Source organism: Bacillus sp. HMSC036E02 (assembly GCF_001836235.1).
Classification (GTDB): domain Bacteria; phylum Bacillota; class Bacilli; order Bacillales; family Bacillaceae_G; genus Bacillus_A; species Bacillus_A cereus.
Map to the genome: position 1 here is coordinate 84,481 of NZ_KV827882.1, position 20,597 is coordinate 105,077.

Here is a 20,597-nt window from a genome sequence, read left to right on the forward strand (position 1 = left end):
AGATGAAAGTGAATCCATATGGGTCTTTTTTTATTTTTATTTTTCTAAAAGGTCAGACATCTTACGTATGACATAAAACCTCATTCCTTTATTTTTAGTAATATAACGAGCGTTTTATGTACAAACTTTATACGAACTTCTGAAAGGGGCAACTACATGCAATATGTAATGAGCATTATCGGTATTCTTGCCGTGTTAGGTTTATGTTTTGCTTTGTCAAACAACAAAAGTAAAATCAACTTCCGTGCAATTGCAATTATGATTGGTTTCCAAATTTTAATCGGTTGGTTTATGTTTGCTACAAAGGTTGGTCAACAAATCATTATTTTCATTAGTAAAGTTTTCAACAAACTAATTAAACTTGGTACGACAGGTGTCGATTTTCTCTTTAATGGAATTCACAGAGATTTTGTCTTTTTCTTAAACGTATTATTAATTATCGTATTTTTCTCAGCACTACTTTCAATCTTTAGTTATTTAGGTGTTTTACCATTCATCGTTCGTGTTGTCGGCGGTGCAATTTCAAAAATTACTGGTTTGCCACGCGTTGAGTCATTCCACGCAGTAAACTCTGTATTCTTCGGTTCAAGTGAAGCGTTAATCGTTATTAAAAACGATTTACAGCATTTCAATAAAAACCGTATGTTTATCATTTGTTGTTCTGCGATGAGCTCCGTTTCTGCTTCTGTTACAGCATCATACGTAATGATGTTAGATGCAAAATACGTACTAGCAGCTCTTCCGCTAAATTTATTCTCAAGCTTAATCGTTTGTTCGTTATTAACACCAGTTGATACGAAGAAAGAAGATGAAGTGATTCAAAAATTTGATAGAACGCTATTCGGGGACAGCTTTATCGGTGCAATGATTAACGGTGCGCTTGATGGTTTAAAAGTAGCTGGTATCGTTGCCGCATTAATGATCGCCTTTATCGGTGTGATGGAAGTTGTAAACTACGTAATTAGTGCAGCTTCAGGCGCAATGGGACATGCCATTACTTTACAACAAATCTTCGGTTACGTACTTTCTCCATTCGCATTCTTAATGGGTATTCCAACTCAAGATATTATCCCAGCTGGTGGTATTATGGGTACGAAGATTGTTTTAAATGAGTTTGTAGCAATCCTTGATTTAAAAGACACAGCTACAACATTAGCTCCACGTACAGTTGGAATCGTTACAGTATTCTTAATTAGCTTCGCAAGTATTAGCCAAATTGGTGCAATCGTTGGTACAATCCGTGCCCTTTCTGAAAAACAAGGAAGCGTTGTTTCTAAATTTGGTTGGAAAATGCTATTTGCATCAACACTTGCTTCTATTTTATCTGCGACAATCGCTGGATTGTTTATTTAATAAAAAATCACCTTACTTTAACGAGTAAGGTGATTTTTTTGATTATTTATGAAACCGAGTGAAATTCAACTGCTTCTTCTGTATTGATAATCCTATCTTTATATATACCTTTTATTGAAATGTAAATGATAGATTTGTTTATGTTTTTTAACTTTCCTAATGAAAAATGATAAAGCAATCCATTGCTTTTTAAAGTCCACATCTTTCCACTCCATGGACCAGTAGCTTTTTGTTCATCAGACGCCTTGATTTCACCTTCATATTCGCATTCTCCCAAAGGAGTTTTAATTGTATTCTTCTCTGTATCAATTCGAATATTTTTAATTAGATTCAAATTTTCATCAGAGAGAATTTGAATTTCATGATCTTTCTTTTTAAAAAAGAGTTTTCCATCTTTGGTATTTATATATTCTGCATTATCCATTTTATCTATCATAAAATCATATTCTTCTTTTGTAATACCTAAGTTTTGATGATAAGGAAACGTTTTTTTCGGTATAATTTCTTCTTCGGCATACTTCAAATACCAATCTAAATTATTTGTAATACTATCGCTCATTTTATTTCCGATTTTCTCTAATTTCTCTTTTATCTCATAAGGAAATTCAAGTGTCATAATATCCGCCGTCACTTCCGCATTCATAAGATGCGATGGAATATACTCTTCCACGCTATTCGCTTTACTCACTTCACTTTGACAACCAACTATAAATAGCGATATGAAAAAGATATATATTATTTTTTTATATTTCATTTCTATTCTCCACTCCATACATTATTCTTACTTAGTTTTATAGCGGTTTTTATTATAGTATAAAATCTTTATATTTTAATAAAATACATATCCTTATGCAAAATTGCATATTAATAAGTCTTCTTCTTACTTTAAAATTAGCTTAAATTACTTTCCAAATTATACAAATAACAAGTATTAAATGTTATAATTTGTAAAAAACATTGGAGGACCTTATGAAAATTCACGCCCTTTTCGATTTCTTACATTTACTAGTCTTAACCCTGAAAAGCTATTATGTATGGGGAATGCCTATCTATGTCTTCATTATTCCTCTTATCTTTGTAGTCGGTTATATTATTATTAATTCTAATAAGAAACAAAAAAACACATCTATTCAAAGTCACTAATCTATTACATTAATAACCTCCTAAAAATCATATTCCCCTCATTTTCTTCAAATGATATGATGAACAAGGGTATATCCCCACCACTCTTATAGCGGTGGGGATTTTAATGTAAATATGCAACATACTACACAATAGAAGGTGATTTTTATGAGAAAATACGCAGCAATTGCTTTATGTACGTCTGCCATTCTAGCAGGCTGTAATACTAACAATGTAAGTCCAGAACCTAAAAAAGAGAAAAAGGTTCAAGAAGTAGCTAAACAAAAAGAGACTGTACAAGAACAAGGTAAAATTTCTTATACTCCCATCACATACGAATCTACAAACACAAGTATTCATATTACAGACATAAAAGATTCTTTAAATGAAGTACAATATAAAATTTGGCGCACAGCTGATGGCAAGGAAAGTGCTAAATCTTTTTCTTCTAAAGAAAAAGAGAAACAATTCACACTTCCTTTTGATATAAAGGAATTTGAAGGAAAACGCGGTGAGTTCCAAATTGAAGCAACAGGAATGAAAGAAGATGGGAAAACAATCCCGCTTACGAAATCTACTATTACTTTCGAACAAAAGGTTCCTGTTCTTATGTATCACGCAATTGATGATTATCATGGTCAAGGCATTAAAGACTTATTCGTATCACCAGCTAACTTTGAAGCACAAATGAAACATTTAAAGGACAATGGTTATACGCTTTTAACGTTTGAACGCTGGGGCGATATAAATAAAGTAAATAAACCGATTTTCGTTACATTTGATGACGGTATGAAAAATAATATGAATGCATTTCGCATTTTACAAAAGCTAAAAGATGATACTTTTAAACCGGCAGCAACAGAATATATGATTGTTGATAACGTTGATGTAGAAGGAGCATTGTCTACTTCTGAAATAAAAGAAATGGTTGATTCCGGCATTTTCTCGGTGCAATCTCATACTGCAACACATGCAGACTTACCGAAAATTACAAACTATGAGGAAGAGTTAAAAGGTTCAAAAGAAAAGCTAGAAAAAATAACAGGTAAGCCTGTTATCGCGATTGCTTATCCATTCGGTCATGTAGATGATAAGGTTGTTGCAGAAACGAAGAAGTATTATCAATTTGCGACGACGACAAAGCCTGGGCAATTCATTACGAAGGGTGAACCTGATGAATTGTTAAAGATGAAGCGCGTTCGTATACACCATACAACGACTGTAGAGCAGTTTGCTTCTTCAATTAAGTAAATATAAGGGCTCAATACATTTTGAGCTCTCTTTTTACTTTATATTTATATATATTTTTAGAATTTTCTTGTATTATATATAGTAAGAAATCTTTCAAATTAAAGGAGATTATACATATGTCATTTGAACAAACGTTAGAGAAATATGCTGCTCTTGCAGTTAATGTTGGTGTTAATATTCAACCTGGACAAACTTTATCAATTAGTGCACCTCTTGAAGCTGTACAATTTGTACGCCTCGTTACAGAAAAAGCATATAAATCTGGTGCAAAACACGTATATGTAGATTGGAATGATGAGACGTTAACACGCTTAAAATTCGATCTAGCTCCTGAAGAAGCTTTCGCTGAATTTCCATCTTGGAAAGCACATGCTCGTGAAGAATTAGCAAAAGAAGGCGCTGCATTTATGTCTATCTATGCAGAAAACCCTGATTTATTAAAAGGTGTAGAACCATCGCGTATCGCAACAGCTCATAAAGTAGCTGGAGAAGCAATGAAAGTATACCGTGATTACGTACAAGCAGATAAAGTAAGCTGGTGTGTCATTTCTGTTCCTACGAAAGAATGGGCTGCGAAAGTATTCCCTGACGTAGCGCCAGAAGAACAAGAAGCCAAGTTATGGGATGCTATTTTCAAAGCTACTCGTGCTGATTTAGAAAATCCTGTAGAAGCATGGAAAGAACATGATGAAACATTACATACAAAAGTGGATTACTTAAACGAAAAGCATTATAAAGCTCTTCACTATACAGGTCCTGGAACAGATTTAACAATCGAACTTCCAGAAAAACATGTATGGGCTGGTGCTGGTAGCTTAAATGAAAAGAACGTACCATTTATGGCTAATATTCCAACTGAAGAAGTATTTACAATGCCACTTAAAACAGGTGTAAACGGCCAAGTTTCTAGTACAAAACCGTTAGTATTTGCAGGTAATATTATCGATAATTTCACGTTAACATTTGAAAACGGACGTATCGTAGACTATAAAGCTGAAGCTGGTGAAGAAGCTTTAAAACATTTAGTAGAAACAGATGAAGGTTCTCACTTCTTAGGGGAATTAGCTTTAGTACCTCATGACTCACCAATTTCAAACACAAATGTTTTATTCTACAATACACTATTTGACGAAAATGCATCTTGCCACCTTGCGATTGGAAATGCTTACGCATTTAACTTAGTTGGCGGAAAAACAATGTCTAAAGAAGAACTTGCTGAAAACGGCGCAAACGCTAGTATTACACACAACGACTTCATGATTGGATCAGCTGAGCTTGATATTGACGGTATTACTGCTGATGGCAGACATGAGCCTATCTTCCGTAAAGGTAACTGGGCGTTTTAAATTTATTACCATAAAGAAACACATTGGATAATCCAATGTGTTTCTTTATTTATTTGGTTTCAATTCAAATTTTATTGTTCTATTTTCATGCGTAAACTCTGGTCTATACGTAGCGATATACGTATTTTCTTTCGCTACGTCAAATAGCATGATATCTTGAATTTTTTCTTCTGGTGCTAACTTTTTACTAATAAAGCTATCAGGGTTATTATATTCTTTAAATCTTGTACCTTTCTTATCGGTAATCTCAAATTCATAAAATGCAAAAGGCATTTCCTTTTCACTATTATTTTCCACTTTGAAAATAATCCCCAAAATCTCCTCTTTCTTTTTATCCTCATCATAATTTGGATATCCTAATTTAACTGAATCGATAGTTACTTGCAAACCATCTACGTCTACCGTCTCCCCTATTTTATACACTTTATCTTGAACATCTTCTTGTTTACTTTCATTACTATCTTTAGTCTCAGTGCAAGCACTTAAACTAAAAGCTATGCCAGAAATCAAAAAAATTCGACTCACCTTTTTTAACATACTATTTCCCCCACATAAGACAATATTTCATATGTATCATAACAAAATGCTTTACGCTTTCTTGTCATATTTTGTCGTATTAATTGCTAACTGCACAAATAGAAAAAAGCTATCTTCTACAAAAGATAGCTTTCATGATGCCGATGAAACCTTAAGCCCAATGACACCCAAAACAATAAAAAGAATACAAAATGCTTGAAATAAACTAATATGCTCTTTAAAAAAGTACACACTAATGATTGTAATAAGTAACGTTCCAACGCCAGACCAAATGGCATATGCAATGCTTAAGTGGATCTTTTTAACGACGATAGCAAATAAGCTAAAACAAATTCCATAAAATACGAAAATCAGTACACTTGGAACGAGCTTTGTTAAACCATTCGATAATTTCATCGCAATTGTTCCAGCTACTTCAAAAATAATTGTAACAAGTAATAATAGCCAATATACCATACTAGAATCTCCTTCTCTGTTACCTTATAGAGATTCTAGTATACTACTTATAATCCCAATGAAATATATTTAATTTCTAAATATTCCTCGATGCCGAAATGGCCTCCTTCACGACCGATACCACTTTCTTTAAATCCACCAAATGGTGCTTGTGCAACTGATGGAAGACCATCGTTTAGACCGATAATACCGTACTCTAACGCTTCACTAATTTGGAATGCTTGGCTAATGTCTTTCGTGAAAATATACGCAGCTAAACCGTATGGTGTATTGTTTGCACGTTCGATTACTTCATCAACTGTTTTAAATTTCGCAACTGGTGCCACTGGCCCAAATGTTTCTTCATTCATACAAAGCATCGTATCATTTGCCAACCCAATTACAGTCGGTTGAATGAAATGTCCCTCTAACTCTGCGACCTTTTGACCACCATATAAAACTGTTCCACCTTTTTGAATAGCATCTTCAATATGTTCTTGTACTTTTGAAACTGCATTCTCATCAATAAGTGGCCCGACAGTCGTTCCGTCACCGAAACCGTCTCCTACTTTCAACTGCCCTACTGCCTTTTGGAACTTCTCTACAAATACTTCGTATACTTCTTCTTGAACGAATACTCGGTTTGTACATATACACGTTTGTCCTGCATTACGGAATTTCGAACCAATCACCGCTTCTACTGCTTTATCTAAATCTGCATCATTCATTACGATAAACGGAGCGTGTCCCCCTAACTCAAGCGAAACTTTTTTCATCGTTTGCGCCGCACTAGCCATTAACTCTTTCCCGATTTCCGTTGACCCTGTAAAGGACACTTTTCGAACGCGACCATCTTCCATCCATGTATCAGCAATTGCTTTTGCACTACCTGTTACGATATTGATTACGCCCTTTGGAATATCTGCTTCATGGGCTAATTCCGCTAATTTCAATGCAGTTAGCGGCGTTTGACTTGCCGGTTTCACAACGGCTGTACAGCCTGCTGCAAGCGCTGGGGCTACCTTTCTCGTAATCATAGCAGCTGGGAAGTTCCAAGGTGTAATAGCTGCCATAACGCCAACTGGTTGCTTCATAACTAAAATGCGCTTATTCGGATGAGAAGCAGGAATCATTTCACCATATACACGTTTCCCTTCTTCTGCATACCATTCAACAAAACTATTTGCATAATTTACTTCACCAAGCGCTTCTGCAAACGGCTTTCCTTGTTCCTTCGTCATAAGCGCTGCGATCTCTTCTTTATTTTCATCAATAAGCATGAACCACTTTTTTAACTTCGTTGCACGATCTGCTGCCGTTAACTTAGACCACGTTTTAAAAGCTTCATGTGCAGCATCAACAGCTTGCTTTGCCTCTGTTACTCCGCCTTTTGGTACAGTTGCAAATATTTCCTTCGTCGCAGGATTATTTACTTCAATTTGTTCTTGTAGTGTAATCCACTTACCATTTATATACATCGCCTTTTTATCTATACTTACGAAAGTCGCCTTTTTATCCAATGTTTTCTTCCTCCTCTATGAACTTCTTAATTTTCCTAGTAGCAGCAGATTGACTAATTTGCAAAAACTCAGCCACTTTATAACTTGATCCATACGTTTTATACGCTTTAAGAATTATATTTCTCTCTACCTCTTCCAGCATTTTATAAAGGCTTTGCCCCGATTGTTCAACTGCAGCCTCTTGCATAGAGAGTGGCAAATCCTCTACCGTTACAACATCATCAACAGTAATAACAATTCTCTCAATTACATTCTCTATTTCTCTATTGTTCCCTTCCCACGGATATCCAACAAACATTTGTAACGTACTCGGCGCTAGTTTCACATCACGTCCGTACTTTTTATTAAAGTGCTGCAAGTAATGATAAATAAGCGGTAAAATATCTTCTGTTCTTTCCCTAAGCGGGGGAATTGCAATTGGAATGACATTCAGACGATAGTATAAATCTTTCCGAAATGTTCCTTGTTTCACCATCTCGCTTAAATCTCTATTTGTTGCCGCCACAATTCGAACATCCACTTTTTTTAATTCTCTTCCCCCTATAGGACGAAATGTTTTTTCTTGCAATACTTGCAAAAGCTTCGCTTGAATTTCCAGCGGCATTTCACCGATTTCATCTAAAAAAAGAGTTCCTTTATGCGCGGATTCTAATAGTCCTTTTTTCCCTTCACGATTCGCACCTGTAAAAGACCCACCTGAATATCCAAAAAGCTCTGATTCAATTAAATTAGTTGGCAATGCCGCACAATTAATTTCATAGAAACTTTCATGCTTACGGTGACTCACTTCATGTAAATGGCGTACTAATCGACTTTTTCCTACTCCAGTCTCGCCTAAAACGAGAACAGTACTATCCACTACAGATACTTTTTTGATTGTATCGACTATTTTTTGCATAGCTAGACTTTTAAAAATAAGTCCTTCATGCTCATATGTTTCTCTTAATTCTTTTTTATATGTTTTTAGCTGATTATCCATTTCCTCTACCTTTTGACGTAATTGATAGAGTTCAGTAAGGTCGCGAGAATAACTAATCACTCTTCTTAAATTTCCCTCATCATCAAAAACAGGCCTTGTACGAACGTGTAAATACTCTCCTGATTTTGTAGTTTGAACGAGTTCAATTGGCCTCTTTTTTTCAATCACTTCTAATGTCGCTGATGGATAAAAGATTCCATCCTTTTGTAGTTCTTTTACATGCTTACCAACTAACTCTTCGGCAGCTAGTTGGTAGTGCCTTTCACATGTACTATTTACACGCACAACGATCCCTTGCTCATCTGTAACAAAAATTTCGTCAAACGCATATTCAAATACATCTTTTAAATCCATTAACACTCGTTCCTTTTCTGCAACCATCCTAGCCACCCCTAACTTCAAATCCATCGATCCACTTCACTACCTTTATTATAAAGTGAATTTTCTGCATTTAATATAGAGTCAGCTAGAATGTTTGCTATTTATACTTCAGTTTTTAAACGCGAGCGATGTTTGTTTGTTCATAACAAGCTTGCAACGATTCTTCAATTATTGTTAATCCTTCTTCAAGTTGCTCATCTGTAATAACTAAAGGCATTAACACACGGATAACATTTCCATATGTTCCTGCTGATAATAACAGTAACCCACGCTTATTTGCTTCTGTACATAGATTAGCTGTTAACGCTTTGTCAGGTGCTTTCGTCTTACGATCTTGAACGACCTCAAATGCACACATTGCTCCTAACCCACGCACATCACCGATGCAATGATATTTATTTTTCATCTCTTCGAATCGGTTCATTACGACTTTTCCTAATTCTATCGCTCTATCATTTAATTTCTCATTTTCTATTACATCGAGAACAGCTAATGCAGCCGCACATCCTAATGGACTTCCTGCATACGTTCCACCAAGTTCACCTGGTGCAGACTCATTCATAATTTCTTTACGTCCAATGACACCACTTATCGGTACACCAGCACCTAATGATTTAGACACTGTAATTAAATCTGGAACGACATCATAGTGATCAATTGCAAAATATTTTCCTGTACGACTAAAGCCTGTTTGTATTTCATCCGCTACAAATAAGATGCCGTTCTCTGAACAAATGCGGCGTACTTCTTGAACAAATTTCTTACTTGGGACGATAAATCCACCTTCCCCTTGAACAGGTTCCATTACAACAGCTGCAATTGTTTCTGGTGCTACTTCCGATATGAAGAAGTTCGTAAACTCTTCAATAATAAAATCATCATACTGCTCTTCCGTTAATCCCTCTGGGCGACGGTATTCGTATGGAAATGGCGCTTTATATACTTCTGGAGCAAAGGGACCAAACCCAAATTTATATGGCTTCACTTTACTTGTCATCGTCATTGTCATTAATGTACGCCCGTGGAAACCTTTAGAAAATGCGATAATACCAGGTCTCTTCGTATATTTACGAGCGATCTTCACCGCGTTCTCAACTGCTTCTGCACCACTATTTAAAAAGAGGACTTGCTTATCGAAACTTCCCGGTGCCAATGCCGCAAGCTTTTCCGCTAATTCAATATATGGCTCATACATCATGACATTAAATCCAGTATGAATGTATTGATCGACTTGTTTATGGAGCGCTTCTTTAACCGTTGGATGACAATGCCCTACGTTAATTGTCCCAATTGCTCCTGCAAAATCAATGTACTGATTACCATCAACATCTGTTACAAGAGCACCATTTGCAGATTGTACAAACGTTGGGATGCCGTTACTTACTCCTTTTGGTACTATATTTTGACGGCGTTCTAATAAAGATGCCGCTTTCGGTCCTGGAATTTGTTCATTTATTTTAGCAAATTTTTTTGTGTTCATTGCGTACCCCATCCTTTTCTTTACATTGTTTTCTCTTTTTATTGCAAAATGTATGCCAACTTTCTTTTCTAGCATTTATCCTATATTCTTTGTATCCAGGCATAAAAAATAAGTCTACAAAGACTCATTAAGAGTCTTTATAGACTTATTTTCCTTACACATTAGACTTTTCTTTCTCCCAGAAAAACTCACCCGATTGAGAAATAAACTCTTCAACAGAATCTAACACTAAATCAGCAAGTGGTTCTAATGTTGGACGGTCTCCCGTACCAGATAGCACCCCAATTGCATAGCAATCGCCATTTTGGGCTAAATGTAAATCAGTTGGCGTATCTCCAACAACCGCAACCTCACATGATGCTAAATTAAATTTCTCACAAAACACTTCTATAATCTTTTTATCTGGTTTTTGCGCAGGGAATGTATCCGAGGCTATAATATAATCAAAAAAGTTCTCCAACTTATATTGTTTTAAAAATAATTCTGTTGGTGCGAAATCATCCGCCGTGACAACCCCTAATATAAATCCTTTATCTTTTAATGCCTGTAACACTTTCGGTAAGTCTGCTGTCATTTTCATATGCGAACGATGCTCATACATAAGGGAAAATAACTTCTCACTTACCCACTGATGCATCTCTTCTTCTCTAGCAGACTCAATATAATTACAAAGCCCCTTCGCTACATCAAGGCTTGTTCCAGCAGCTATTGCACTCCTTGGATTAACAAATGCTCCCTCTACACCAATCTCTTCTAATAAGGTCTGCCGCATTGTACTTGGTAAATGATATAAACTTATACATTCAGCTACAAGTTCTTCAGCTACTTTTATCCATATTGAATGAAAATCCATTAATGTCCCATCTTTATCAAATAATATTGCTTTTACCTTCTCCATAGCACCGATACGATAAACTTAACTAAATCTATACAATTCAATCAAATTCACACAAGTTAGTGCTTCATCGTGTTCTCGCAGCCCCAAAGGGACGAGGGGTATAACACTCCACACGAGGCAGTATCGTTACCTCCTATTATCAAGCTTTTATTTTACCCATCTTGATAAATTTATCGAAGCATTTAAATCTCTATCGTGATGGCTATTACATGAAGCACAACGCCACTCACGTATTTTTAAACTCCACTGTCCTTCTGGTTGAACTGAATGGTCGTATTTCATGCCGCAACATGAACAAATCTTGCTTGAGGCGAACCATTTATCAGCTTTTACATACGCAATGCCATACTTCTCGCACTTGTATGACAAACATTGAAAGAAGAAGTTTAATTTTTGAAATGAAAATGCTTTCGATAGTTTTTTGTTTTTTAACAGGTTTGAAATAGATAAGTCTTCCACAACAATTCTCATTGGTTTGGTTTTCACCAATTTAGCTGTTGCTTGATGGATATGGTTATTTCGGATATTCGTAATTTTCCTAGATAACCGCAGGTGCTCAGCTTTCGCTTTTTCATATCCGGCAGATTGAATTTTTACACCTTTTTTAAATCTCCTAGACATATCTCTTTGTGCTGACTTTTTCCTTTTCAAAAGTTTTTTAACCTTAGCATCTTTGTTTATATTTCGTTCTTTCGTACCATTAGAAGCTACAAACAGCTCTTTTAAACCAACATCCACACCAATCGACTCATTGGTTAGTTCTTGTGATTCAAAGTCTTCTTGGAACCCTACACTAATCCACCAGTGACGACCATCAAAGGTAACTCTTGGATTGGATGGCTTTTTGTTTCTTGGTAGTTGTTGGCTTGTTTTCACTTCTCCAATAGACTGAATATCAACTACTTTCTTTCCTATAATCAGTCTTTCATAATTGGCATAAAACCCTTGAATTAAATCTTTTTTGGATTTATAAGAAGTGTGATAACCATTTTTGTACTTTTTGAACGAATGTTTTCGCGCCTTGTCAAAATCTTTTGAAGCCTGTTTAGGAACTTGTGCGTTGATGTCATGTAACCACTCATATCTCTTTCGCTTCTTGATCTTTGTAAATCGTTTCTGTAAAGCTAACTGTGAAACAGATTTTCCAAATAGCTTATAATATCTATCACTTATTCTTTTACAATAGTTATAAGCAAATCTTGCAGCACCAGCATGGTTTCTAAGCACTTTTTCTTGTTCAGGCGTTGGAATCAGTCTAACCTTCTTCGCCAATATCATCAGAATGTAACTCCTTTAATGAAAGATTTGTTCTTCTGAATCGTAGCGTGTTCCACCAGCATTCTCCTGAGACCACTCGGATGCAAACCTGTTAATTCCGATACTTGACTAACTCGTGAAAATTTCATTATTATTCTCACCTCATCGAACCAAACATAGCACGTACGTTCGATAAAATCAATAAAGTTTGATAGATTCAATAAAATTTATCTTGTTCAACTAAGGGCGCAATTCCTTAGCCAGTTCTCTTATGAACTTCTCATGTTTTCACATGAGCGCAGACTATATGTTTATCTCTTTAGAGATAGAGGATTTTTCCACCACCATAGGCTTGTGATGTACTCTCGTCAGTTATACGAGATAGTCGTTGAACGTTCATCCTATCACTTTTGACTTAGATGATTCGAGGCGGAAGACCCATTGTTCTAGTGTTTAGGATTTAACCTTGCACCATCTGATTGATTTTTTCTGCTTTCGCAACATTCACGCTCGCTATTTCTAGCCACGTTGTAGTTCAATCAGCTTTAGGGATTGCCCGCAGTTAACCCTCACTACTAGCCAATCACTTGACTAGCAGGGCTTACTGATATATTTAATTAACATTGGTTATAATCGGTTAAATAAATCGTAACAGTTAGTTACCCTACCTCTCATTTCTTATCTCTTCCAGTGTATCAATAAAGTATGGATGTAAAATAAAAGAATTGTAAAAATACCATAAAAATCAAACTAACTCCCAATTTACAATTCATTTTAACAAAGTAAAAAAGGATGCCTTTACAGGGCATCCTCTTGATGTTCAGGAACAAATAGTTCTAAACAATGATATATATTTTCGAATTCCATCGGTGCATCTCCACCATACTCACCATCTAAATTAATCATTAGTTTATCTGGTGAATGTACTTTAATTCGGTTCGCTTGTGTATATAACACTTTTGGATTATTAATATGTTCACCACGTTGTGCTTGTGTTGCTGCTTTAATTAAATCAGCGATAGAACCTTTTTTCAGTACTAATAGGTCAAATAACCCATCGTTAATAGATGCATACGGTGCTACCTTTTCAAATCCACCTACTGAACGAGTATTCGTAATTAAAAACATCGTAATTTCTTCTTGTAGTAACTTTCCATCATACTCAATTTCAACATATGTCGGATGCAATGATGGTAACATCTCGATACCTTTTAGGTAATAAGCAAGTTGTCCTAATACTGTCTTTAACTTACTCGGTACTTCGTATGTTAATTCTGTAATACGACCGCCACCAGCGATGTTAATAAAATATGTATCGTTCGCTCTACCGAGGTCTAATGGCACTGTTTTTCCTTCGCAAATAATATCTGCTGCCTCTTCAATAGAACGAGGTACACCAATTGCACGTGCAAAGTCATTTGTCGTTCCAACTGGAATAATTCCAAATTTCGGACGGAATTCATGCCCAACTAAACCGTTTACTACTTCATTTAATGTACCGTCGCCACCAGCCGCAATAACAACATCAAACTTACGATCCGCAGCTTGCCTCGCCGCCACAGTAGCGTCTCCAGGACCCGTTGTCGCATGACAAGATGTCTCATAGCCAGCTTGTTCTAATTTTTGTAATACTTCTGGTAAGCTCTTCTTAAATAGCTCACGCCCAGAAGTAGGATTATAAATAATTCTTGCTCGCTTCATCATTTATTAGCACAGGAAATTTCTTTATGTATCGAAAAAGAACATACTGAACTTCTATTCAGTATTCCCATGCCTACCTCCTCTCATCTTGCTATCCTTCTTTTATCCCGCTCAAACAGGCAGTAAGAACCCGATTCGTGTAGTCCATCAAAAGTAAATATTCATTTCAATGGTTTTTTTATTTGACTCCAAAATTTATCCCGCTATTTGCGGGCAGTAAATGCCCGATTGGTGAGGGCTAATAATCAATGGTGGATGAACCTCCTACTGATTAAAGTTTCACTTTATTTCTATCCATTCTTCCATAAAAATTTACATATAACGAATAATAACTATCTATTATTTCATGAGATGAAAAAAACCTCTATGTTTAGATTTATCATTATTCCCACCTTTTTGCAACTATCATACCATAGTTGCTATACAAACATTTTTCCACTTTTGACAGTTAATCAAACGTTTGTTTAAACGATTTTGTCTCATTTAAACAAACGTTTGATTAACCTAGAAAAACACCCATGTACGGGTGTTTTTCTGCTTAATCTTTAAAAGTCACTACTATTATCGCTTATTAATCTCTTCAAGTAAGATTTTGTTAACAAGTGGTGGATTTGCTTGTCCTTTTGTAGCTTTCATAATTTGACCAACTAAGAAGCCAATTGCACGGTCTTTACCGTTTTTAAAGTCTTCGATAGATTGCTCATTATTATCAAGAATTTCTGTTACAACTTTACGAAGTGTACCCTCATCAGAAATTTGAACAAGACCTTTCGCTTTAACGATTTCTTCTGGGTCTCCACCTTTTTCAATTAATTCATTAAATACTTTCTTCGCGATTTTAGAAGAAATTGTACCTTTTTCAATTAATTGAACCATTTTAGATAAACCAGCAGGCGTTAATGCAACGTCTTTTAATTCTTTTTGTTGTTTGTTTAAGTATGCAAGTACTTCACCCATTAACCAGTTCGATGTTAATTTCGCATCAGCACCGTCTGCAACAGTTGCTTCAAAGAAATCAGACATTTCTTTCGTTAATGTTAACACGTGTGCATCATAAGCTGGTAAGCCTAGTTCTGCAACGTAGCGAGCTTTACGTGCATCTGGAAGTTCTGGAATAGAAGCTCGAACTGCTTCTTTCCACTCATCATCGATGTAAAGTTCAACTAAGTCTGGCTCCGGGAAGTAACGGTAATCGTCAGATCCTTCTTTCACACGCATTAAGATTGTTTTCTTCGTTGCTTCATCATAACGACGTGTTTCTTGTTGGATGATGCCACCAGATAACAGTTCTTTTTCTTGGCGCACTTGCTCATGCTCAAGACCTTTTTGTACGTAAGTGAATGAGTTTAAGTTTTTCAGTTCCGCTTTTGTACCGAACTTCTCTTGTCCAACTGGACGAAGAGAAATGTTCGCATCACAACGTAAGGAACCTTCTTCCATCTTACAATCAGATACACCAGTGTATTGAATGATTGATTTTAACTTCTCTAAGTATGCATATGCTTCTTCTGGCGTACGCATATCTGGCTCAGATACGATCTCGATTAAAGGCATACCTTGACGGTTGTAGTCTACTAATGAACCATCAGCTGTATGCGTTGATTTACCAGCATCTTCTTCTAAATGAAGACGTGTAATACCGATACGTTTCTTTTTACCGTCTACTTCGATTTCAATCCAACCATTTTCACCAATTGGCTTATCAAATTGAGAGATTTGGTAAGCTTTCGGGTTATCTGGATAGAAATAGTTTTTACGGTCAAACTTCGTTTCCGTTGCGATTTCACAGTTTAATGCCATTGCAGCTTTCATTGCAAAGTTAACTGCTTCTTTATTTAAAGTAGGAAGTACCCCTGGGTATCCTAAGTCAATTACACTTGTTTGTGTATTTGGCTCCGCTCCGAATTCTGTTGGACTCGCAGAGAAAATTTTCGAATTTGTTTTTAACTCAACGTGAACCTCTAAACCAATAATTGTTTCTAAATTCATCTATGCTCGCCTCCTTACAGACTTGCTTTTTTTGTATGATAGTCTGTTGCTTGCTCAAACGCATGTGCAACGCGGTAAATTGTCGCTTCATCGAAGTGTTTACCAATGATTTGTAGACCAAGTGGCATGTTGTTAGCACCGAATCCACATGGAACGGAAATCGCTGGAACACCCGCTAAGTTTACTGGGATTGTTAAAATGTCATTTGCATACATTGTCATTGGATCATCAACTTTTTCGCCCACTTTAAATGCCGGAGTTGGCGTTGTTGGTCCAATAATAACATCATAGTTAGCAAATACATTTTCAAAGTCGTTTTTAATTAATGTACGTACTTGTTGTGCTTTCTTGTAATATGCATCATAGTAACCAGAGCTAAGCGCAAATGTACCAAGCATAATACGACGTTTAACTTCATCACCGAAACCTTCACTACGTGTGTTTTTGTAAAGATCTAATAAGTTATTTACATTATCAGAACGAACACCGTAACGCACGCCATCAAAGCGTGAAAGGTTCGCAGATGCTTCAGAAGAAGATAGTAAGTAATACGTTGCTAGAGCGTATTTAGAGTGTGGAAGCGATACTTCCTCCCAAGTTGCGCCCATACCTTCTAATACTTTTAAAGCAGCTAGTACTGACTCACGAGCTTCTTCGCCAACACCTTCGCCTAAGTATTCTTTCGGTACAGCAATGCGTAAACCTTTAACATCGCCTGTTAAACCAGCTAAATAGTTTCCAACTTCAACGTTTGCAGAAGTTGCATCCATGCGGTCAATACCTGAAATAGCTTGTAATAAGTATGCATTGTCTTCTACTGTACGTGTAATCGGTCCGATTTGGTCAAGTGAAGATGCAAATGCTACTAATCCGTAACGAGATACGCGTCCATAAGTTGGTTTTAAACCTACAACACCGCAATATGCAGCTGGCTGACGGATAGAACCACCCGTATCAGAACCTAGAGAGAATAGTACTTCTCCTGCTGCTACAGCTGCTGCAGAACCACCACTAGATCCGCCCGGAACGTAATCTAAGTTCCATGGGTTTTTCGTAGCGTAGAATCCTGAGTTTTCATTTGAAGAACCCATTGCGAACTCGTCCATGTTTAATTTACCAATTGTAATTGTGTCAGCAGCTTTTAGCTTTTGCACAACTGTCGCATCATAAATTGGATCGAAGTTTGCTAACATTTTGCTCGCACAAGTTGTACGAAGACCGTTAGTTACAATGTTATCTTTTACACCAATTGGCATACCGAATAATAAACCATTATCTTCAGCGCCGATTTTTGCATCTAATTCTTTCGCTTTTGCGCGTGCATTTTCTTCATCTAATGTAAGAAAAGCTTTTACGTTATCTTCAACATCCGCAATACGTTTGTAAGATTCTTCTACTAAATCCGTAACGGAAATTTCTTTGCTGTTTAACTTCTTATGTAACTCTGATACTGAATGATCAAATAATGACATCGAAATTCCCCTCCTCTATTCTAATACTGCTGGAACACGGATTTGATTATCTTTGTGATCCGGTGCATTTTTTAATACTTCTTCAACTGGTAAACCTTTTTCTGGTACATCTTCACGCATAACATTTTTCATAGTTAATACATGAGTTGTTGGTTTTACATCTGTTGTATCTAATTCATTTAACTGTTCTGCAAATGTAACAATTGCATCTAGTTGTTTTTGAAATTTTTCTGCTTCTTGATCAGTAATTGCAAGACGTGCTAAATGTGCTACGTGCTTTACATTCTCAACGGAAATTCTTGACACGGCTAGGCCACCTCCATAATATATCGTTCAATCTACAATACTATTGATGATACCAAATTTTCAGTACTTCAAGCAAGTCAACACAGAGTACTTACGCCATTTTTACATAAAAAAAGAAAGGCAAATGCCTTTCTTTACAATTTACTCTTTATCTAACGGTTTATTTTTCGGAAATCTCTCGTTATCTTCTTCATTATCACGAATTGTTTTTTGTAATACAAAACAAGACATCGTTAAAAATAATGTTCCAATTAAATAGTATCCTTTTACACTAAGCGTTTCATCTAACGTATAAATCCCAATTAGCATACCTGAAAGCGCACAAACAAATGAAGTCCATGCTAAAAACGTGAACGCTTGCGTATTACGTCTTCTCATCGTTCTCCCCCTCGTTAGCTGTATACCCATTATAGATAAGTATATTTACCATGATGGATTTTTATGTAAATTCTAGTTTTATATTTATAAATCTATCATAAAAGAATACTATTTTAAAGAAAGTTTTCTGCCTAATCTGAAAAAACAATTAAAATCATTGACAATTATTTCTATTCTACATAAAATAAAAATAAATATTACGAACCTCGAAATATACGGGAGTGGAATTAATTGTTGCAATATGAACATTTTTTAGACTTACTGCTAGATAACGCCAAGAAACTTTTCTATCCTGAAGAATGGGTAAGCCTAGATTTAACACTTTCTAAAACAGAAGTATTTTGTTTACTTTGGATGGAACGAAATACAGATATTACAATGACGAAAATTGCTGATCTTCTTGATATACCGATGAGTACAACAACGGGCGTTGTAAATCGCCTTGTAAAAAAGGGATTTATTGAACGCTACCGTGATGAAAATGACCGACGTATTGTATTAATTCGGTTAACAGAAAACGGCGTAATGCTCGTTCAAGAAGTAAAACAAAATGCGGCCCATTACTTTAGCTTAGTAACAGAAGCATTATCAGAAGAAGAAAAAGCATTCTTACTACAAATCTTCCAAAAAATCATGAATCACATCGCTACGTCACAGCAGAAAACAGAAGAAAAAGTTTCTACACCTAAAATGAAAAACATTCCGATTGAATAAAACCCTGTCTGGGTTTTTATTCAACTATTTACTTCGACACTCGTAATATTCGGCATTCGAAACAAAGGGGATATGAATGATGAGAATTATCTTGTATACAGGTAAAGGCGGCGTAGGAAAAACTAGCATTTCAGCAGCAACAGCAATTCAAAGTGCGAAACAAGGATTAAAAACATTAGTAATGAGCACAGATCCTGCTCATAGTTTAGGAGATTCATTTGGTATAAAGCTATCTTCTGAACCACTAGAAATTCGTGAAAATTTGTGGGCACAAGAAATTAATACGATTTATGAAATGGAAAAAGGCTGGGGAAAATTACAGAAATATATTACACTACTCTTCACTTCCAAAGCAGCTGATGATATTACAACAGAAGAGTTAACGATGTTTCCTGGTATGGAAGATTTAATTAGCCTACTTCGCGTACTCGATTATTATAAACAAAACACATATGATGTTATTATCATTGATTGTGCTCCAACAGGAGAAACATTAGCAATGCTAAGCTTTCCAGACATGCTCGGCTGGTGGATGGAAAAATTATTTCCTATTAAAAGAAAAGTTTTAAAAGTCGTTCGTCCTGTAGCTCAACCACTCCTTGGTGTCCCTCTTCCAACCGACGATATTATGGACGAATTAACAAGTACACTTGAACAGCTCGGAGAAATGAGAGATATTTTATCAAATCGAGAAGTAACAAGTATCCGCATCGTTGTAAATCCTGAAAAAATGGTCATTAAAGAAGCCCAGCGTAGCTTTACTTATTTGAATTTATACGATTATAACGTAGATGCTATTATGATTAACCGCGTCATCCCTAACACTGTCACCGATCCTTATTTTCAGGCATGGAAAGATACACAGAAGAAATATAAAACATTAATTCAAGATAGTTTTCAACCCCTTCCTATTTACGAATCTCCAATGTTTGAACAAGAAGTTGTTGGTTTGTCTATGTTAGAACGTGTAGGAGATTCTTTATTTAAAACTGATCATTCCCCTACAGAAGTGAAATTTAACGGGCGCACTCAATATGTAAAAAAGGATGGCGATGAGTATATTTTCGTTCTGTCCATTCCCTTCTCAAACAAAAGTGAACTTTCCTTAAATCAAAAAGGTGATGAACTTATTATTCGAGCGGGTTCTGTTAAACGGAACATCACGTTACCAAAAACATTAACACACCTTTCTATTCAAGGAGCAAAATTTGAAGAAGATGTACTAAATATTCGGTTTGGAGGTGTAGTACATGCATGAGGAATTACTACGAAGGGTAATTCGTACAAAAGTAAAAGTCGGGATGCATATATTAGAAGAGCTACCTAATCCAATCCAACAATCAGCTAAGCAAATATTAAATATTTTACAAGAGGAACTAGCTGCTTATCTGAAAGAACGAGAGCATCATGAAGTTAATTTAAAAAATATCATAATTGAATAACCATCTCTGTATAGAGGGCCTTTTTTTAGGCTTTCT

Annotated in this window: 20 protein-coding genes; 6 read left to right on the forward strand and 14 right to left on the reverse strand. The window is 35.9% G+C overall.

All coding sequences use genetic code 11. The features are described from left to right. The first annotated feature begins 156 nt into the window (after positions 1-156). On the forward strand, positions 157-1,353 hold the full coding sequence (locus tag HMPREF2590_RS28095) for a NupC/NupG family nucleoside CNT transporter (RefSeq protein ID WP_001200493.1): 1,197 nt from the start codon (positions 157-159) through the stop codon (positions 1,351-1,353). A gap of 46 nt (positions 1,354-1,399) precedes the next feature. Here HMPREF2590_RS28095 and HMPREF2590_RS28100 read toward each other — a convergent pair whose 3' ends face one another. Then, positions 1,400-2,107 (reverse strand): hypothetical protein, encoded by a 708-nt coding sequence (locus tag HMPREF2590_RS28100; RefSeq protein ID WP_000875595.1) that lies wholly within the window; start codon positions 2,105-2,107, stop codon positions 1,400-1,402. A gap of 536 nt (positions 2,108-2,643) precedes the next feature. On the opposite strand from HMPREF2590_RS28100, the gene HMPREF2590_RS28105 reads away from it, so the two are divergent. Together HMPREF2590_RS28105 and HMPREF2590_RS28110 are read left to right on the forward strand one after the other, a co-directional pair. Then, a complete protein-coding gene (locus HMPREF2590_RS28105) occupies positions 2,644-3,726 on the forward strand; it encodes a polysaccharide deacetylase family protein (RefSeq protein WP_050821507.1) in 1,083 nt (360 codons plus the stop codon). 116 nt (positions 3,727-3,842) lie between these two features. After that, positions 3,843-5,072, forward strand: coding sequence for an aminopeptidase (locus HMPREF2590_RS28110; RefSeq protein WP_003311731.1), 1,230 nt, complete (start codon positions 3,843-3,845; stop codon positions 5,070-5,072). Between the two features lie 45 nt (positions 5,073-5,117). Here HMPREF2590_RS28110 and HMPREF2590_RS28115 read toward each other — a convergent pair whose 3' ends face one another. From HMPREF2590_RS28115 to HMPREF2590_RS28170, 13 genes are all read right to left on the reverse strand, one after another. Next, positions 5,118-5,609 (reverse strand): DUF4352 domain-containing protein, encoded by a 492-nt coding sequence (locus tag HMPREF2590_RS28115; protein ID WP_000915112.1) that lies wholly within the window; start codon positions 5,607-5,609, stop codon positions 5,118-5,120. 132 nt (positions 5,610-5,741) lie between these two features. Continuing rightward, positions 5,742-6,065 (reverse strand): DMT family transporter, encoded by a 324-nt coding sequence (locus tag HMPREF2590_RS28120; RefSeq protein ID WP_000263257.1) that lies wholly within the window; start codon positions 6,063-6,065, stop codon positions 5,742-5,744. A gap of 47 nt (positions 6,066-6,112) precedes the next feature. Next, positions 6,113-7,564 (reverse strand): NADP-dependent succinate-semialdehyde dehydrogenase, encoded by a 1,452-nt coding sequence (gene gabD, locus HMPREF2590_RS28125; protein ID WP_000358139.1) that lies wholly within the window; start codon positions 7,562-7,564, stop codon positions 6,113-6,115. Then, entirely contained in the window at positions 7,557-8,924 is a 1,368-nt protein-coding gene (locus HMPREF2590_RS28130; RefSeq protein ID WP_000225136.1) for a sigma-54 interaction domain-containing protein, read from the reverse strand. Before HMPREF2590_RS28130 ends, gabD begins: the two co-directional genes overlap by 8 nt. A gap of 115 nt (positions 8,925-9,039) precedes the next feature. After that, on the reverse strand, positions 9,040-10,404 hold the full coding sequence (gene gabT / locus HMPREF2590_RS28135) for a 4-aminobutyrate--2-oxoglutarate transaminase (protein WP_001092997.1): 1,365 nt from the start codon (positions 10,402-10,404) through the stop codon (positions 9,040-9,042). 154 nt (positions 10,405-10,558) lie between these two features. Next, positions 10,559-11,302 (reverse strand): HAD family hydrolase, encoded by a 744-nt coding sequence (locus HMPREF2590_RS28140; protein WP_000416670.1) that lies wholly within the window; start codon positions 11,300-11,302, stop codon positions 10,559-10,561. Positions 11,303-11,449: 147 nt separating this feature from the next. After that, complete coding sequence (locus HMPREF2590_RS28145) at positions 11,450-12,580, reverse strand: RNA-guided endonuclease InsQ/TnpB family protein (RefSeq protein ID WP_000599308.1); 1,131 nt, start codon at positions 12,578-12,580, stop codon at positions 11,450-11,452. Continuing rightward, a complete protein-coding gene (locus tag HMPREF2590_RS31005) occupies positions 12,580-12,708 on the reverse strand; it encodes a hypothetical protein (RefSeq protein WP_000672782.1) in 129 nt (42 codons plus the stop codon). The genes HMPREF2590_RS28145 and HMPREF2590_RS31005 overlap by 1 nt, the downstream gene beginning before the upstream one ends. Positions 12,709-13,357: 649 nt before the next feature. Then, a complete protein-coding gene (locus HMPREF2590_RS28150) occupies positions 13,358-14,263 on the reverse strand; it encodes a diacylglycerol kinase (RefSeq protein WP_000977679.1) in 906 nt (301 codons plus the stop codon). A 558-nt stretch (positions 14,264-14,821) separates the two neighbouring features. Beyond that, the gene (gene gatB / locus HMPREF2590_RS28155; protein ID WP_001047685.1) at positions 14,822-16,249 is read right to left on the reverse strand and encodes an Asp-tRNA(Asn)/Glu-tRNA(Gln) amidotransferase subunit GatB; all 1,428 of its coding nucleotides are present in this window, start codon (positions 16,247-16,249) and stop codon (positions 14,822-14,824) included. 14 nt (positions 16,250-16,263) lie between these two features. Next, positions 16,264-17,721, reverse strand: coding sequence for an Asp-tRNA(Asn)/Glu-tRNA(Gln) amidotransferase subunit GatA (gene gatA, locus HMPREF2590_RS28160; RefSeq protein WP_000051455.1), 1,458 nt, complete (start codon positions 17,719-17,721; stop codon positions 16,264-16,266). 15 nt (positions 17,722-17,736) lie between these two features. Further along, a complete protein-coding gene (gene gatC, locus HMPREF2590_RS28165) occupies positions 17,737-18,027 on the reverse strand; it encodes an Asp-tRNA(Asn)/Glu-tRNA(Gln) amidotransferase subunit GatC (protein ID WP_000086999.1) in 291 nt (96 codons plus the stop codon). Between the two features lie 141 nt (positions 18,028-18,168). Next, on the reverse strand, positions 18,169-18,405 hold the full coding sequence (locus HMPREF2590_RS28170) for a YiaA/YiaB family inner membrane protein (protein ID WP_001254393.1): 237 nt from the start codon (positions 18,403-18,405) through the stop codon (positions 18,169-18,171). 231 nt (positions 18,406-18,636) lie between these two features. Here HMPREF2590_RS28170 and HMPREF2590_RS28175 point away from each other — a divergent pair, with 231 nt between their 5' ends. The 3 genes from HMPREF2590_RS28175 (at position 18,637) to HMPREF2590_RS28185 (ending at position 20,561) form a co-directional block, all read left to right on the forward strand. Next, positions 18,637-19,119, forward strand: coding sequence for a MarR family winged helix-turn-helix transcriptional regulator (locus HMPREF2590_RS28175; RefSeq protein WP_000942463.1), 483 nt, complete (start codon positions 18,637-18,639; stop codon positions 19,117-19,119). Between the two features lie 76 nt (positions 19,120-19,195). Beyond that, positions 19,196-20,377, forward strand: coding sequence for an ArsA family ATPase (locus HMPREF2590_RS28180; protein WP_003311724.1), 1,182 nt, complete (start codon positions 19,196-19,198; stop codon positions 20,375-20,377). After that, positions 20,370-20,561: a DUF3926 domain-containing protein gene (locus tag HMPREF2590_RS28185; RefSeq protein WP_000544105.1), complete on the forward strand. Its 192-nt coding sequence runs from the start codon at positions 20,370-20,372 to the stop codon at positions 20,559-20,561. Before HMPREF2590_RS28180 ends, HMPREF2590_RS28185 begins: the two co-directional genes overlap by 8 nt. The last annotated feature ends 36 nt before the right edge of the window (positions 20,562-20,597 follow it).

Excerpts from the sequence above, each read along its gene's own strand:
- HMPREF2590_RS28095 (WP_001200493.1), top strand. The coding sequence starts at position 157 with ATGCAATATGTAATGAGCATTATCGGTATTCTTGCCGTGTTAGGTTTA.
- HMPREF2590_RS28100 (WP_000875595.1), bottom strand. The coding sequence starts at position 2,107 with ATGAAATATAAAAAAATAATATATATCTTTTTCATATCGCTATTTATA.
- HMPREF2590_RS28105 (WP_050821507.1), top strand. The coding sequence starts at position 2,644 with ATGAGAAAATACGCAGCAATTGCTTTATGTACGTCTGCCATTCTAGCA.
- HMPREF2590_RS28110 (WP_003311731.1), top strand. The coding sequence starts at position 3,843 with ATGTCATTTGAACAAACGTTAGAGAAATATGCTGCTCTTGCAGTTAAT.
- HMPREF2590_RS28115 (WP_000915112.1), bottom strand. The coding sequence starts at position 5,609 with ATGTTAAAAAAGGTGAGTCGAATTTTTTTGATTTCTGGCATAGCTTTT.
- HMPREF2590_RS28120 (WP_000263257.1), bottom strand. The coding sequence starts at position 6,065 with ATGGTATATTGGCTATTATTACTTGTTACAATTATTTTTGAAGTAGCT.
- HMPREF2590_RS28130 (WP_000225136.1), bottom strand. The coding sequence starts at position 8,924 with ATGGTTGCAGAAAAGGAACGAGTGTTAATGGATTTAAAAGATGTATTT.
- gabT (WP_001092997.1), bottom strand. The coding sequence starts at position 10,404 with ATGAACACAAAAAAATTTGCTAAAATAAATGAACAAATTCCAGGACCG.
- HMPREF2590_RS28140 (WP_000416670.1), bottom strand. The coding sequence starts at position 11,302 with ATGGAGAAGGTAAAAGCAATATTATTTGATAAAGATGGGACATTAATG.
- HMPREF2590_RS28145 (WP_000599308.1), bottom strand. The coding sequence starts at position 12,580 with ATGATATTGGCGAAGAAGGTTAGACTGATTCCAACGCCTGAACAAGAA.
- HMPREF2590_RS31005 (WP_000672782.1), bottom strand. The coding sequence starts at position 12,708 with ATGAAATTTTCACGAGTTAGTCAAGTATCGGAATTAACAGGTTTGCAT.
- HMPREF2590_RS28150 (WP_000977679.1), bottom strand. The coding sequence starts at position 14,263 with ATGATGAAGCGAGCAAGAATTATTTATAATCCTACTTCTGGGCGTGAG.
- gatB (WP_001047685.1), bottom strand. The coding sequence starts at position 16,249 with ATGAATTTAGAAACAATTATTGGTTTAGAGGTTCACGTTGAGTTAAAA.
- gatA (WP_000051455.1), bottom strand. The coding sequence starts at position 17,721 with ATGTCATTATTTGATCATTCAGTATCAGAGTTACATAAGAAGTTAAAC.
- HMPREF2590_RS28170 (WP_001254393.1), bottom strand. The coding sequence starts at position 18,405 with ATGAGAAGACGTAATACGCAAGCGTTCACGTTTTTAGCATGGACTTCA.
- HMPREF2590_RS28180 (WP_003311724.1), top strand. The coding sequence starts at position 19,196 with ATGATGAGAATTATCTTGTATACAGGTAAAGGCGGCGTAGGAAAAACT.
- HMPREF2590_RS28185 (WP_000544105.1), top strand. The coding sequence starts at position 20,370 with ATGCATGAGGAATTACTACGAAGGGTAATTCGTACAAAAGTAAAAGTC.